At 71.0% G+C, this 14,180-nt stretch carries 14 protein-coding genes; 9 read left to right on the top strand and 5 right to left on the bottom strand.

Annotation, left to right across the window (positions count from 1 at the left end):
* Nucleotides 1-56 precede the first annotated feature (56 nt).
* On the bottom strand, nucleotides 57-350 hold the full coding sequence (locus ACFY0P_RS41875) for a hypothetical protein (RefSeq protein WP_388926088.1): 294 nt from the start codon (nucleotides 348-350) through the stop codon (nucleotides 57-59).
* Nucleotides 351-511: 161 nt separating this feature from the next.
* Here ACFY0P_RS41875 and ACFY0P_RS41870 point away from each other — a divergent pair, with 161 nt between their 5' ends.
* Complete coding sequence (locus ACFY0P_RS41870) at nucleotides 512-1,192, top strand: hypothetical protein (RefSeq protein WP_388926086.1); 681 nt, start codon at nucleotides 512-514, stop codon at nucleotides 1,190-1,192.
* A gap of 99 nt (nucleotides 1,193-1,291) precedes the next feature.
* On the opposite strand, the gene ACFY0P_RS41865 is transcribed toward ACFY0P_RS41870, so the two are convergent.
* The gene (locus ACFY0P_RS41865) at nucleotides 1,292-1,897 is read right to left on the bottom strand and encodes a GPP34 family phosphoprotein (protein WP_388926084.1); all 606 of its coding nucleotides are present in this window, start codon (nucleotides 1,895-1,897) and stop codon (nucleotides 1,292-1,294) included.
* Between the two features lie 351 nt (nucleotides 1,898-2,248).
* Here ACFY0P_RS41865 and ACFY0P_RS41860 point away from each other — a divergent pair, with 351 nt between their 5' ends.
* Complete coding sequence (locus tag ACFY0P_RS41860) at nucleotides 2,249-3,103, top strand: PaaX family transcriptional regulator C-terminal domain-containing protein (protein WP_388926082.1); 855 nt, start codon at nucleotides 2,249-2,251, stop codon at nucleotides 3,101-3,103.
* Nucleotides 3,104-3,149: 46 nt separating this feature from the next.
* Here ACFY0P_RS41860 and ACFY0P_RS41855 read toward each other — a convergent pair whose 3' ends face one another.
* Nucleotides 3,150-3,563 carry a RidA family protein gene (locus tag ACFY0P_RS41855; protein WP_388926080.1) on the bottom strand — a complete coding sequence of 138 codons (414 nt, stop codon included), beginning with the start codon at nucleotides 3,561-3,563 and terminating at the stop codon, nucleotides 3,150-3,152.
* Nucleotides 3,564-3,703: 140 nt separating this feature from the next.
* On the opposite strand from ACFY0P_RS41855, the gene ACFY0P_RS41850 reads away from it, so the two are divergent.
* From ACFY0P_RS41850 to ACFY0P_RS41830, 5 genes are all read left to right on the top strand, one after another.
* Nucleotides 3,704-4,186, top strand: coding sequence for a cupin domain-containing protein (locus ACFY0P_RS41850; protein WP_388926078.1), 483 nt, complete (start codon nucleotides 3,704-3,706; stop codon nucleotides 4,184-4,186).
* The gene (locus ACFY0P_RS41845; RefSeq protein WP_388926076.1) at nucleotides 4,183-5,109 is read left to right on the top strand and encodes an acyl-CoA thioesterase; all 927 of its coding nucleotides are present in this window, start codon (nucleotides 4,183-4,185) and stop codon (nucleotides 5,107-5,109) included. The genes ACFY0P_RS41850 and ACFY0P_RS41845 overlap by 4 nt, the downstream gene beginning before the upstream one ends.
* A 46-nt stretch (nucleotides 5,110-5,155) precedes the next feature.
* The gene (locus ACFY0P_RS41840; RefSeq protein ID WP_388926074.1) at nucleotides 5,156-6,844 is read left to right on the top strand and encodes an AMP-binding protein; all 1,689 of its coding nucleotides are present in this window, start codon (nucleotides 5,156-5,158) and stop codon (nucleotides 6,842-6,844) included.
* 11 nt (nucleotides 6,845-6,855) lie between these two features.
* The gene (locus ACFY0P_RS41835; protein ID WP_388926072.1) at nucleotides 6,856-9,240 is read left to right on the top strand and encodes a bifunctional salicylyl-CoA 5-hydroxylase/oxidoreductase; all 2,385 of its coding nucleotides are present in this window, start codon (nucleotides 6,856-6,858) and stop codon (nucleotides 9,238-9,240) included.
* Nucleotides 9,241-9,755: 515 nt separating this feature from the next.
* On the top strand, nucleotides 9,756-10,277 hold the full coding sequence (locus tag ACFY0P_RS41830) for a transglycosylase SLT domain-containing protein (RefSeq protein WP_388926070.1): 522 nt from the start codon (nucleotides 9,756-9,758) through the stop codon (nucleotides 10,275-10,277).
* Here ACFY0P_RS41830 and ACFY0P_RS41825 read toward each other — a convergent pair.
* On the bottom strand, nucleotides 10,261-10,878 hold the full coding sequence (locus tag ACFY0P_RS41825) for a TetR/AcrR family transcriptional regulator (RefSeq protein WP_388926067.1): 618 nt from the start codon (nucleotides 10,876-10,878) through the stop codon (nucleotides 10,261-10,263). The two genes, ACFY0P_RS41830 and ACFY0P_RS41825, sit on opposite strands and share 17 nt — an antisense overlap.
* An 89-nt stretch (nucleotides 10,879-10,967) precedes the next feature.
* Here ACFY0P_RS41825 and ACFY0P_RS41820 point away from each other — a divergent pair, with 89 nt between their 5' ends.
* Entirely contained in the window at nucleotides 10,968-11,624 is a 657-nt protein-coding gene (locus ACFY0P_RS41820) for an O-methyltransferase (protein WP_388926065.1), read from the top strand.
* A gap of 10 nt (nucleotides 11,625-11,634) precedes the next feature.
* Here ACFY0P_RS41820 and ACFY0P_RS41815 read toward each other — a convergent pair whose 3' ends face one another.
* Complete coding sequence (locus ACFY0P_RS41815) at nucleotides 11,635-13,086, bottom strand: purine-cytosine permease family protein (RefSeq protein WP_388926062.1); 1,452 nt, start codon at nucleotides 13,084-13,086, stop codon at nucleotides 11,635-11,637.
* Nucleotides 13,087-13,352: 266 nt separating this feature from the next.
* On the opposite strand from ACFY0P_RS41815, the gene ACFY0P_RS41810 reads away from it, so the two are divergent.
* On the top strand, nucleotides 13,353-14,156 hold the full coding sequence (locus ACFY0P_RS41810) for a serine hydrolase (protein WP_388926059.1): 804 nt from the start codon (nucleotides 13,353-13,355) through the stop codon (nucleotides 14,154-14,156).
* Nucleotides 14,157-14,180: the final 24 nt, after the last annotated feature.

Raw genomic sequence — 14,180 nt, 5'->3', positions numbered from 1 at the left:
GTCAGCCGTCGCCTTCGGGGGAAGTGGGGGACAAGTCGGGGGATCCGCCGGGGAGTTCACCGGCCGCTGCCGTCGTCGAGGTTCGACACCGCGTCCTGGTCGGTCTTCTCGAAGGAGTCCAGGATGTTGCCGATGGCGTCCCGGATGCCCTGCACCTGCTTCTGCAACTGGTGCTTGCCGTCCTCCCACCTGTTCTCGAAGTTCTGTGCGGAGCCGTGGGAGAGCTCGGGCCCGAACGCGGCATCGAAGTCGAACGTGTGGTGTCCGATGTCGATGAAGTCGTGCACGAAGCCCAGCATGTCCTGGGCCTCCTTGAGTTCGCTCCCGGGGATGTTGACGTCCGACGCCACTGCGGGCCCCCGTTCCTGTGCGGTGAGGATTCGTCTCTGCGGGGAACACGAGGCCGACGGTGCAAAACGTTCACCCGTCGCGGACGGTCCGAGTGGCCCCGAGGCCCCGCGCGGCGCGGGTGGCATTGAACCCTCGCCGGTGCCCGTCTCGTGTAGCAGGCATGACCTCGCTCCTCACCCGGCCGCCGTCCCACGGCGGTGCGGCACGCCGTGCCGTCGTCGCATCCGCTCTCGCCCTCTGCGCGGCGGCGAGCCTCACGGCCTGCGGCAAGACGATCTCCATCGGCGACAGCTCGTCCCCGGCCACCTCGTCCACCCCGTCGCCGTCCCCCTCCGCCTCGTCCACCTCCACGACGCCGGCCCAGGGCTCGGGCAACTCGGCGCTGCAGGTGGTCGACTCCACCGCGCAGGACGCCGGCCTCAGCGGCACCGGCGGGACCGTGGTCGGAGCGGCCGTGCAGGAAGCGCCGCCCAAGTGGGTGCAGTTGTCCGCGGTGACCTCGGCGCCGCTGTCCGCCGCGCACCTCATCAACATCAACCAGGCGGCGCTGTACCGCTTCGACGACGACACCGCCGACCCGCCGACGTCGTCCTGCACCGGTGCCTGCGCGGTGAAGTGGCCGCCCGTGACCATCCAGGAGGGCGGCAACGTCTACCTGGCCGGCGTGAACCCCAAGGAGGTCGGGGCCATCCGCCGCCCGGACGGCCAGGTCCAGATCACCGTCGGCGGCCGGCCCGTCTACCGCTTCTCGGGCGACAGCAAGCCGGGCGACCTGAACGGCCAGGGGCTCGACGGCAAGTGGTTCGCGGTCGGCCCGACCGGTGAGAAGGCGGCACAGTAACGGGCGCAACGGTGCGGCCACGGCGGTAGGCCGTGCGGGTGAGACGGCCGTACGACGGTGATCACGAGCGATCCGGACGCCGCCGCACGACAGCGACCGTCACAGGCCGCGCCACACGTTGTCGAACGCCGCGTCCTCGATCTCCCTCCGCTGGCGCACGGCGGCCAGTTCCGTCACGGCGTCGTCCACGGCGGCCACCACCGTCACGATCGCGTCGGAGACCGCACTCGCGAGGTCCTTGGCCGCCTCGTCCCGGATCCCCACCGCGGCCGCGAGGGCGGCGAGCACGGGTTCGCCGGACGCCCAGCGCTCGTGCGCCCGCCCGCGCTCGGGCGAGTCGGCGGGCTCGGTCCGCCCTGTCGGCAGCGGCAGCCAGCGCCTCCGCTGCTGGGCGACGGTCCCGTCCGCCTCCAGGGCGTCCAGATAGGCGGCGCCCAGGCCGCGCCCCCGCCGCCACAGCCAGTCCTCGACCGACTCGTACGGCGTCTCCCGCCGCAGCGCCGCCACCGCCGCGTCGAGGAGCCGGTCACCCGTCCCGCCCGCCGCCGCGGGCACGATGAACTCGCCGTCGAGCGTGACCGCCCCGGCGTCGATGAGATCGACCAGTTCGGCTCCCGCGAGCGCCAGCGAGAGGTCACCCTGCTCGACGGGCCGCGCGGCGGCGTCGTACACGGTGACGAGGAACAGGTCCCGGGGTGTGGTCATGTCGGACTCCCCAACAGAGACGACGGAGGCGCCAGAGGTATCTGAGCACCAGGGCTATCAGGCGTACCAGACGTATCAGAGACAACGGTCGCGCCGGTGAATACGATGCCCGGGTCGGGCGCCCGGCAGTCTCCCGCCCTCGGGCCGGACCGGTCGTCCCTGCCGCCCGGCCGGCGCGGGGACGCTGCCGCCCGTGCCGTACCACCACCTTGTGCCGTCGGCGGGCGAGGCGCAGCACGGCGTGAGCGCGCCGGGCCCCGGAGCGCCGATCGGCAGCGCCGGTGCGGCCGCCGCACGCGCGATAGGCTGCTGCGCGATCAGAAGGGTGACTCCGACCGGAGGTGGGTGGGCATGACAGCGCACGTCGAGCCGTCGTCCGCCGTCGGCGCGAGCGGCCGGGACAGCCGGCTTGGGCCGCTGATCATCACCCTCTTCGCGCTGTACGCGCGCGGCGAGCACAACTGGCTCTCCGTCGCCTCCGTGATACGCCTGATGGCCGACCTCGGCGTGGAGGGGCAGGCCGTACGCTCGGCGGTCTCCCGGCTGAAACGGCGCGGGGTGCTGCGCGGCGAGCGCCACGAGGGCGCCGCCGGGTACGCCGTGTCCGACGCCACGCTGGAGGTGCTGGAAGACGGCGACGTGCGCATCTTCGAACGGAACCGGGCCGCGGCCGGCGACGGCTGGCTCGTCGTCGTGTTCTCCGTGCCCGAGTCCGAACGCGACAAGCGCCACGCCCTGCGCACCGCCCTGATCCGCCTGGGCTTCGGCACCGCGGCCCCCGGCGTGTGGGTCGCGCCCGGCATCCTGGCCGAGGAGACCCGCCGCACCCTGCGACGCCTCGGACTGACGCCGTACGTGGACATCTTCACCGGCGACCACTTCGCCTTCGGCGACCTGTCGGCGAAGGTCCGCGAGTGGTGGGACCTCGACGAGCTCACCGCGCTCTACGCGGACTTCCTGGAGCGGTACCGGCCGGTGCGCGAGCGCGCGGCGGCGGGCGCGATACCGGCCCGGGAGGCGTTCGGCATCTATCTGCCGATGCTCACCGAGTGGCGCAGGCTCCCGTACCGCGACCCCGGGCTGCCGCTGTCCCTGCTGCCGCCGGGCTGGATGGGGGAAACCGCCGGCGCGCTCTTCGAGGAACTCGACAAAACCCTCCGGGAGCCCGCCCGCGCACACGCCCTGGCGGTCATACAGACCCGCTAGGGCAGCTGCCGCACCCGGCACCGGGACCCGGAGTTCCGCCCAGGGCCTACGGCCTGACCAGCCGTTCCTCCGGGATCACCGCGACGCCGAGGACCTCGATCACCGCCTCCGGCTGCCACAGCGCGGTGCAGCCGATGCCCGCCATCGCCGGGTACACCGGCCCCGCCAGCTCCCGCCACACCTTGCCGATCTCCTTGCCGTGGGCCTGGTAGTCGGGGATGTCGGTGAGGTAGATCGTCACGCTGACCAGGTCCTGCGGCTCGCCCCCGGCCGCCCGCAGCGTGGTCAGCACATTGCCGAACGCCTGACGGAACTGCTCGACGATCCCGCCCGGGACGATCTTCATGTCGGCGTCGAGAGCGGTCTGGCCGCCCAGGTAGAGCGTGTTCCCGGCGAGCGTTCCGTGCGAGTAGCCGCTCGGGGCGGGCAGAGCGGGCGGGTTCACGGCGACGGGAGTCATCAGGCCTCCGGTTCGGTGGTGTCCGGCTCCGGCCGCACGGCCGGTCGTATTGACAATAAATGACGACCGTGAAAAATACGAGATAGAGCGCGCGGTCCGGTTCCGGACCCCGGCGAGCCCACGGAAACGGAGTCGATTCCATGGAGCCTGACCTCGGCAAGTACCGGCTCGAGGGCGACAACGCGATGTACCGGCTGCCCAGCGGCATCGTCGCCCCGGTCGTGACACGGGCCGGCCAGGAGGACGTCAACACCGCGGATTCGGGCGGCGCCGTCCGTGTGTCGGGCGTCAGCGCCCGGCACACCCCGGCACGCCGCCTGTGGTACGGCAAGGTCAGCAACGAGCCCGGCTACCGTTCGGTCTCCCACCACCACGGCGAGGCCGAGACCGGCGGGTATGTCCTGTCCGGCCGGGCCCGGATCTACTTCGGCGAGAAGTTCGAGGACTACCTCGACATGGAGGAGGGCGACTGGGTCTTCGTCCCGCCGTTCATGCCGCACGTGGAATGCAACCTGTCCCGGACCAAACCGCTGGTGTGGATGACCACCCGGACCCCGGAGAACATCGTGGTGAACCTGCCCGACGTGGCCGACACCGACCTGCGCGACTGGCTGAACCGGTGACCGCCGCCCCGACCGGCCCGGCCGGCCAGGCCACCCCGACCTCCGCGATCGTCACCGCGGCCCTCACCCTCAAGCCCGCGCCGCCCGAGCGCTTCGACCTCGCCTTCACCGCCACCACCCAGCCCTGCCCCTGGCCCAAGGCCTACGGCGGCGACCTCGTCGCCCAGGCCGCCGCCGCGGCGATGCGCTCGGTGACCGACGGCAAGACGCTCCACTCCATGCACAGCTACTTCCTGCGCCCGGCCGACATCGGCGCCGAGATCCGCTACGAGGTCGAGGTGGTGCGCGACGGCCGCGGCTACAGCACCCGCCAGGTGCGCGGCTACCAGAACGGCAAGGTCCTGTACGTCTGCCTCGCCAACTTCGCGGCGGGGGAGCCCGGTTCGTCCTTCCACGCCGACTTCTCAGCGGACGTACCCGACCCCGGGTCGCTGCCGAGTACGGCGGAGTATCTCGCCGGGCGCACCGGCGGCACCATGACCGACGGCTCCAAGGCCTACTGGAGCGGCGGCCGCGGCTTCGACATGCGCCATGTGCCCGGTCCCGTCTACCTCACCGTCGACGGCGAACGACTGCCCCACCAGGCCGTCTGGGTACGGCCGTTCGACGCGCTCCGTCCCGTCGAGGGACTCACCGACGCCCAGCGCGACCTCGCCGCCCTCGCCTACGTCTGCGACTACACCATCCTCGAACCCGTCCTGCGCGTCCTCGACCTCGCCTGGGCCGACCCCGGCCTGGTCACCGCCAGCCTCGACCACGCCATGTGGTTCCACCGCCCCGCACCGGTCGGCGACTGGCTGCTCTACGCCCAGGAAGCGGTGGCCGCCGACGCGGGCCGCGGACTGGGCAGCGGCCGCTTCTTCACCCGCGACCACCGCCACCTGGCCACCGTGGTCCAGGAGGGCATGATCCGTCCCGCCTGAGCCGCCCGCCGCACACCACCGGCGGGCTCCCGGAAGGAACCCCGCGTTGGCTCTTCCGCTCTCACCCACCTCGCATCTGGACACCTTCGCCAGGGACCACCTGCCGCCCGCCGAACAGTGGCCCACCATCGAGTTCACCACCCCCGAACTGGCCTATCCGTCGCGCCTCAACGCGGCCGGTGAACTCATCGACGCGGCCGTCGAACGCCACGGCCCCGACCGACCCGCCCTGCGCACCCCGGCCGGGGAACTGTGGACGTACGGCGAACTGCGCACCCGCGCCAACCAGGTCGCCCAGGTGCTCACCGCGGACCTGGACCTGGTGCCGGGGCAGCGCGTCCTGCTGCGCGCGCCCAACACCCCCTGGACGGTGGCCTGCTGGCTCGGTGTCCTGAAGGCCGGCGGGGTGGTGGTCACCACGATGGCCGCGCTGCGCGCCCGGGAGATCCTCCCGATCGCCGAGCGCACCCGGCCCGCGCTCGCCCTCGTGGACCACCGCTTCACCGACGAGGTCCGCGGCGCACTGCCCGGCCTGACGGTGGTCGAGTACGGCGGGACCGGCGACGGCGACCTGGTGGCCCGGTGCGCCGTGAAATCCGGCGAGTTCACGAACGTCGACACCGCCGCCGACGACGTGGCGCTCCTCGGTCCGACCTCGGGCAGCACCGGAGTCCCGAAGATCACCATGCACTTCCACCGGGACATCCTGTCCATCGACAACACCTTCGGACGGCACGTGCTGCGGTTGCGGCCGGACGACCTGGTCGCCTGCACCGCGCCGTTCGCCTTCACCTTCGGCCTCGGCATGCTCGTCGTCTTCCCGCTGCGGGCCGGCGCCTGCGCCCTGCTCACGGAGACGGCGACGCCGCCGCAGCTCGCCGACCTCGTCGAGAAACACGGCGTCACCGTCCTCGCCACCGCACCCACCGCCTACAAGGCGATCGTCCGCGACGGCAGGGAAGGCCAGCTGAGCCGACTGCGGACCGGGGTGTCCGCCGGTGAGCACATACCCCTCACCACCTGGGAGGAACTGCGCGACCGCATCGGGCTGAAGGTCATCGACGGCATCGGCGCGACCGAACTGCTGCACATCTTCATCTCGGCCGCCGGCGACGACATCAGGCCCGGCGCCACGGGCCGCCCGGTGCCCGGTTACCGGGCGACGATCCTCGGTCTCGACGGCGAGGAGCTCGGCCCGGGGGAGCCGGGGCGGCTCGGCGTCATCGGCCCGGTGGGCTGCCGCTATCTCGACGACAAACGGCAGCAGGACTACGTCGTGGGCGGCTGGAACGTGACCGGCGACATCTTCCACCGCGACGAGGACGGCTACTTCCACTACCACGCGCGCAGCGACAACATGATCGTCTCCTCCGGGTACAACATCGGCGGACCCGAGGTGGAGGCGGCCGTCGACACCCACCCGGACGTCGTCGAGTCGGCGGTGGTCGCCCGGCCCGACCCGGAGCGCGGCTCGGTCGTGTGCGCCTTCGTCGTGCTGCGCGAGGGCGTCGCCGGGGACGCGGCGAAGGCCAAGGAGATCCAGGACCACGTCAAGCAGGTCCTGGCGCCCTACAAGTACCCGCGGGACGTGCGCTTCCGCGACACCCTGCCGCGCAACACCAGCGGCAAGCTCCAGCGGTTCGCGCTCCGCAGGATCATCGACCAAGAGCAGGCCATCGAAGAAGAGCGGGCCATCGAAGAAGAGCGGGCCGCCGAGCCGGTCGCCGAGCAGTGAGAGGAACTCCGGTGAAAATCGCGATCATCGGCGGTGGCCCGGGCGGGCTCTACCTCGCGGCATTGATGAAGCAGCTGGACCCCGCCCACGAGATCACCGTCTGGGAACGCAATGCCCCCGACGACACCTTCGGCTTCGGCGTGGTCTTCTCCGACGAGACGCTCGGCGGCATCGAGAACGCCGACACCGTCTTCGCCGAGGCCATGGCCCGCCGCTTCGCCCGCTGGACGGACATCGACATCCACTACCGGGGCGAGAGTCACACCGTCGGCGGCCAGGGGTTCGCCGCGATGAGCCGCAAGGAACTCCTGCGCCTCCTCCAGGAGCGCTGCCACGACCTGGGCGTCACCCTGCACTTCCGCACCCCCGCACCGGAGGCCGCCGAGCTGCGCGCCGCGTACGACCTCGTCGTCGGCGCGGACGGCGTCAACTCGGGTGTGCGCACGGCCCATGCGGACGCCTTCGGCCCCTCCCTCGACCGGCGGCACAGCAAGTACATGTGGCTGGGCACGGACCGGGTCTTCGAGGCCTTCCAGTTCTTCGTCAAGGAGACGGAGTGGGGGGTCGTACAGGTCCACGGCTACCCCTACTCGGACGCCGGCTCGACGTTCATCGTGGAGATGCACGAGGACGTCTGGCGCCGGGCGGGCTTCGACGCCACCGAGGACACGGTGTTCGCGCCGGGCGCCTCCGACGAGCAGGCGGTGGCCCGGGTCCGTGAGCTGTTCGCCGCGGAACTCGACGGGCACCAGGTGTTCGCGAACAACTCCAAGTGGCTCAACTTCACGACGGTGCGCAACGAGCGGTGGCATCACGAGAACCTGGTCCTGATCGGCGACGCCGCGCACACCGCCCACTTCTCCATCGGCTCCGGCACCAAACTGGCCATGGAGGACGCCCTCGCGCTCGCTGCCTGCCTGCACGAACACCCGGACACGGAAAGCGCGTTGAGTGCGTACGAGAGGGAGCGGCGCCCGGTGGTGGAGTCCACCCAGCGGGCCGCGCAGGCCTCGCTGGAGTGGTTCGAGAACATCGGTATGTACGCCCGCCAGGAACCCACCCAGTTCTGCTTCAACCTCCTCACCCGCTCCCGCCGCATCACCTACGACAACCTGCGCACCCGCGACGCCGAGTTCGCCGACCGCGTCGACACCGCCTTCGCCGCGGCGCAGGGCCTGAGCGGCCGGGCTCCCGCCATGTTCCAGCCGTTCCGCATCGGCGGACTGGAGCTCAAGAACCGGGTGATCGTCTCCCCGATGGACATGTACTCCGCCGTCGACGGGGTTCCGGGGGACTTCCACCTCGTCCACCTCGGCTCGAAGGCCATGGGCGGGGCCGGCCTGGTGATGACCGAGATGGTCTGCGTCTCGCCCGAGGGCCGGATCACCCCCGGCTGCACCGGCCTGTGGAACGACGCGCAACGCGACTCCTGGAGCCGCGTCGTGGAGTTCGTGCACACGAACAGCACCGCCCGCATCGGCCTCCAGCTCGGCCACTCCGGCCGCAAGGGCTCGACCCGCCGGATGTGGGAGGGCATGGACGACCCGCTCCCGGACGGCAACTGGGAGACCGTCGGCCCCTCCCCGCTGCCGTACGGCCCCGGCTCACCCGCACCCCGCGAACTCACCCGCACCGACCTGGACCGGATCAAGACCGAGTTCACGGCTGCGGCCCGGCGCGGTGCGGACGCCGGCTTCGACCTCCTCGAACTCCACTGCGCCCACGGCTACCTGCTCTCCTCGTTCCTCTCGCCGGTCGCCAACCACCGCACCGACGCGTACGGCGGGCCGCTGGAGAACCGGCTGCGCTACCCCCTGGAGGTCTTCGACGCCGTCCGCGCCGTCTGGCCCGCCGACCGCCCTGTGATCGTGCGGATCTCCGCCACCGACTGGATGCCGGACGGCAACACCGAGCACGACGCCGTCGAGATCGCCCGTGCCTTCGTCGCCCACGGCGCGGCCGGCGTCGACGTCTCCACCGGCCAGGTCACCAAGGACGAGAAGCCCGCCTACGGCCGCTCCTACCAGACGCCCTTCGCCGACCGCATCCGGCACGAGGTCGCCGCCGCCACCGGGGCGGCCGTCATCGCCGTCGGCGCCATCGCCTCCTACGACGACGTGAACTCCATCCTCCTCGCCGGCCGCGCCGACCTGTGCGCCCTCGGCCGTACCCACCTGTACGACCCGCACTGGACGCTGCACGCGGCCGCCGAGCAGGAGTACACGGGAGCGGCCGCCGACTGGCCCGTGCAGTTCCAGGCCGGCCGCCGCAAGCCGCCCACCGCACGCACCGACGCCGTACGCCCCCGCCTGTCGCTGCTGCGGGCCGGGCAGCCGGGGGAGAGCGTCCATCTGCGGTGGAAGCCCGCGGGGGAGGAGCTGCCGGCGGTGCGGTGACGTCAGGCACCGCCGGCGGACCGGTTCCGTGCCGCGGCGAGCGGCAGGGTGACGGTGAACCGGGTGTCGCCGGGCGTGCTGCGCATGATCGCGCCCGGCGCCGGTGTGGGGGTGTCGGACATGGACGGATGCTCTCGTGGCGGCCTGTACATGCGCTGTGGAGATCGCCGGCGTCGTGTCGTGGACCCCGCGAAGGGCCCTGAACGCGTGACACCCCCCATAGGAGCCAGATCACATCCTATCCGGCATCGTAGGAACGGAACCCCCTGAACTGCATGCAAGGCATATATAAGTGGGCATTTCGGTCATTGATTCCTAAGTCGGGTAGTACGTCACATCATTGCCACCCGCTCCGGCTGCCGCTAACCATTGCTCTCGTCGCCGGGAGACGGGCGACGGGCCGAGCGGATCACCGCCGGGCCCGCCCACTCCCGCCGGTAGTACGGGCTCCGCCCACCGCCGCCGCCCACCGCGGCCAGCGCCGACGCCGTCCCCCACCGGAGAGTTGCTCACACATGACCACGACCACTCGCACCCGCATCGCCCGCCTGCGCACCCTCGGCCTCACCGGCCTGGCCACCACCGGTGCCGCGGCCGCCGCCCTCACCCTGATGCCGGCGAACGCACAGGCCGCGGAAATGACGCAGGCGCACAGCTCGACCGCGGTCACGGCCACCTCCGGCGACAGCAGCCGCACCGCCTCGCAGTCCGGCTCCGCCGGCAACCTCGACGGCTGGATCAAGCAGTCCCTGCAGATCATGAAGTCCAAGGGCATCCCGGGCAGCTACGAGGGCCTCAAGCGCAACATCATGCGCGAGTCCGGCGGCAACCCGAGCGCCCAGAACAACTGGGACGTCAACGCCCAGAAGGGCACCCCCTCCAAGGGGCTGCTCCAGGTCATCGACCCGACCTTCAACGCGTACCACGTGGCCGGCACGGCCCACAGCGTCACCGACCCGGTGGCCAACATCACCGCCGCCGCCAACTACGCCGCCCACCGGTACGGCTCGATCGACAACGTCAACTCGGCGTACTGACCTGGCCGTCGTGCCGTAGCAGGAACGTGTCGACGAGGGTGTCCACGAACCCCTCGTCCACCGGACCGGCCGACACCAGCACGCGGTAGTAGAGCGGACCCACCAGTTGGTCCGCCTCCGCGTCCAGATCGAGCCCGGCGGGCAACCGGCCCGCCGCCACGGCCCGTTCGAGCAGGACCACGTCGCGGTGGCGCTGAGCCGCCAGGCAGCGGGCGCGGAACTCGCGGGCGAACGCCGGATCGTGCTGGGCCTGGGCGATCAGGGCCCGGTAGACGGCGCCGGCGTGGGACGTGCCCAGGAACGCGGCGAGTCGCCGCAGATAGGCGCGCAGATCGGCGGCGAGGTCCCCGGAGTCGCGCGGAGTCAGATCCTCGGCCGCGTCCTGGAGGAAGGCGTCCATCAGGACGTCGGTCTTCGTCCGCCACCAGCGGTAGATCGTCTGCTTGGCCACCCCCGCCCGCGCGGCGATGCCCTCCATGGTGACGCCCGCGAAGCCCTTCTCGACTAGCAGGTCGTCGGCCGCCTCCAGTACGGCCAGCCGGGCCTCCTCGCTCCGTCCGTGCCGGTTGCCGTGGTGCCGTCGTTCCGGACCGGGTGTCATGTCGTCCCTTCCTTCCGCAAGGGTGTTCGCCCCGCGATACGGCCGAAATTCTCTAGAAGTGACGCAACGTCGCGTCTACTCTAGCGTTCATGACACACACCCACACACTCACCGACGTCCGGGTCGCGGCGGCCCTGCGCCGGATGTTCGAGCAGGCCGAGCAGGACGACGCCGTCGCGTCCCGGGTCGACTGGGGATCCGGCACGGGGTCGATGTCCCCCCAGGAACATGCCGACGCGGCCGCGGAGATCTACATGCCGATCTCGGCCGCGGGCGGCGAGCTCCTCTACAGCCTGGTCCGCGCGGTCCGCCCGGCCACGGTGGTCGAGTTCGGGATGTCGTACGGGATCTCCACGCTCTATCTCGCGGCCGCGGTCCGGGACAACGGTGCCGGCCGCGTCGTCACCACGGAGCTCAGCAAGGAGAAGATCGCCGCCGCCCGCCGCACCTTCGCCGAGACCGGCCTGGACGACGTGATCACCGTGCTGGAGGGGGACGCCCGGGACAGCCTCGCCGGCCTCGACGCCCCGGCCGACTTCGTGCTCCTCGACGGCTGGAAGGACCTCTGCCTGCCCGTGCTGAAGCTGCTGGAGCCGCGCCTGGCGCCCGGCACCCTCGTCGTGGCCGACGACTCCTCCTTCGCGAGCATGCAGCCGTACCTCGCATACGTGCGCCAGGTGGCCAACGGCTACCGCAGCGTCGCCTTCCCCGTGGAGGACGGCATGGAGATCAGCTGCCGCCTCTGACAACCGCTGGTCAGGGCTCGCGGTGCTCGTGTGCCGCCTGCTCCAGGGCGGCGGCCTCCGCCTCGGCGATGCGGGTCTCCTCCTCGACGTCGATCGAGCGGGTCAGCCACCAGTACAGCAGCGCCGACACCGGCAACCCGACGAACAGGGAGATGTCGGCGCCGTCGAGGGCCTTGGCGGCGGGACCGACATAGAGGGTGCCGACGGAGAAGAACGGGATCATGACGGCGAACCCGACCAGGTACGAGACGATCCCCTGCCAGCCCCAGCGGCCGTAGATGCCGTTCGGCTTGAAGATCTCGGCGATCGCGTAGTGGCCCCGGCGCACCACGTAGTAGTCCATCAGGTTCACGGACGTCCACGGGATGAACAGGTAGAGCACCAGCAGCAGGAAGTTGTTGAAGTTCGTCAGGAAGTTCGACGTCGCCGCCAGCGCGCCGATCAGGGAGAGCGCCGCGGTCACCACGAGGGTGACCAGACGCACGCCCAGGGTCGGCCGCACCCGTTTGAACGAGTCGATGGCGCTGATCAGGGTCAGCGATCCGCCGTACATGTTCAGCGCCGTGACGGAGATCAGGCCCAGCGCGGAGAACAGCAGCACGATCGCGCCGAAGCCGTCGAAGACCTTGTCGCCGGCGGCGTTGATCGACGGGATCGTGTCGAAGCTGTCGCCCGCCCAGCCGGCCAGCAGCGTCCCGAGCACCATCAGCCAGATCCCGCCGAGCGCGGAGCCGAAGTACGTCCAGTAGAACGTCTTGCGGACGGTGACGTCCGGGGGGAGATAGCGCGAGTAGTCCGATACGTAGATGGCCCAGCTGATCTGGTAGCCCGCGACCACGCCGAACTGCGCCAGGAACGGGGTGGCCTTGAAGGCGCCGAGGTCGAAGGAGCCCGCCGGGTAGTGCAGCGTGACCAGGACGCCGACGGTGAAGATCCCGAAGACCACCAGGAACGTGTAGGTCAGGAACCGCTCCGCCTTGTGGATGACGTCGTACCCCACCAGCGCCACGACCAGCCCGATCACCGTGACCACGACCACCCACAGCTTCACGCCGCCGTGGATCGTCGTGTTCAGGGCCTGACCGGCCAGGATGGTGTTGAACACGTTGAAGCCCGCGTACTGCACATACGCGAACAGCCACACCAGCAGCGCCCCGACGTAGCCGAACTGCGGGCGGGACTGGATCATCTGCGGCAGTCCCAGCTGCGGCCCCTGCGCCGAGTGGAACGCCATGAAGAACGTCCCGATCAGCGTGCCCGCGACGATCGCCAGCAGCGACCAGATCAGATTGCCGCCCTCCGTGATGCTGATCAGCCCCACGGCCAGGGTGGCGATCTGCGCGTTGGACATGAACCACAGCGGCCCGAGGTGCCACAGCTTGCCGTGCCGCTCGTCCAGCGGCACGTAGTCGATGGACCGGACCTCCAGACCGCTGACCCGCGGTTCCGCCGATGTGCTCATGGCACCTCCCAGGGGCCCGGTCCGTCGCTCTGACCACATTCTTCCCCCGGACGGATCCGGATGAGGCATGCGGAATTCGTGTTCCGTCAAACGGAAGCTCCGTTTCGCGCGCGGCCCTGTTGCCCCGCTCACAAGCGGCCCTGTTGCCCTGCTCACAATCGGCCCGTAACGGGTCGCGTCGTGGCGGCGGTCATGTCGCGGGACGGGCATTTTGTCTACGTTCGCAGTTCTGCGTCCCTCCCCTCCGAACTGCGAAGGCTCCCGCCATGCTCAACCGAACCCTGTCCGTGGTGGCCACGGTGGTGACCCTGCTCGCCGGAGCCGCGCCGGCGGCCATGGCGGCCGACGCCGGTTCCGGCTCCGCCGCCTTCCGCACCGCCGTCGAGGCGCAGGGCAGGGCCCGGGTGACCGCCGCCGTCCTCGACCTGGACGGCACCGCCGGGGAACCCGCCCTCTACGGCGACGACACGCCGTACGACACGGCGAGCATCGTCAAGGTCGACATCCTCTCCGCCATGCTGCTCCACGCGCGGGACCACCGGCGCGCCCTCACCACCCGGGAGAGCGCCGAGGCGGAGGTGATGATCCGCGACAGCGACAACACCGCGGCCACCGCCCTGTGGCGGGCCATAGGCGAGGCCCCAGGTCTGGCATCGGCCAACAAGCGGCTCGGACTCACCTCGACCGAGGGCGGACCCGGTGGCCTCTGGGGACTCACCCGGACCACCGCCGCCGACCAGATACGACTGCTGCGTGCGATCTTCGGCAGCGGCCCCACGCCCCTCGACACGGCGTCCCGAAACCGTATCGGCACCCTGATGACCGAGATCGCCGCCGACCAGTCCTGGGGCGTCTCGGCCGCCGCCGACTCGGGATGGGCGCTGAAGAACGGCTGGCTCATGCGCACCACGACCGGCCTCTGGGACATCAACAGCATCGGACGGGTCACGACCGGCGGCCACCACTACCTGGTCGCGGTCCTCTCCGACGGCAACGCGTCCATGGCGGACGGCGTGAACCTGGTGGAACGAGCCGTCCGCACCGCCGTCTCCGAGACCGCCGCCGGCTGACCCCCTTGGCCCACCGCAGCCCGC

Origin of the sequence: Streptomyces sp. NPDC001714 (genome assembly GCF_042892755.1) — a bacterium.
GTDB lineage: Bacteria > Actinomycetota > Actinomycetes > Streptomycetales > Streptomycetaceae > Streptomyces.
The sequence above is the reverse complement of the archived record's forward strand: the minus strand, read 5'-3'. Positions and strand labels throughout refer to the sequence as shown.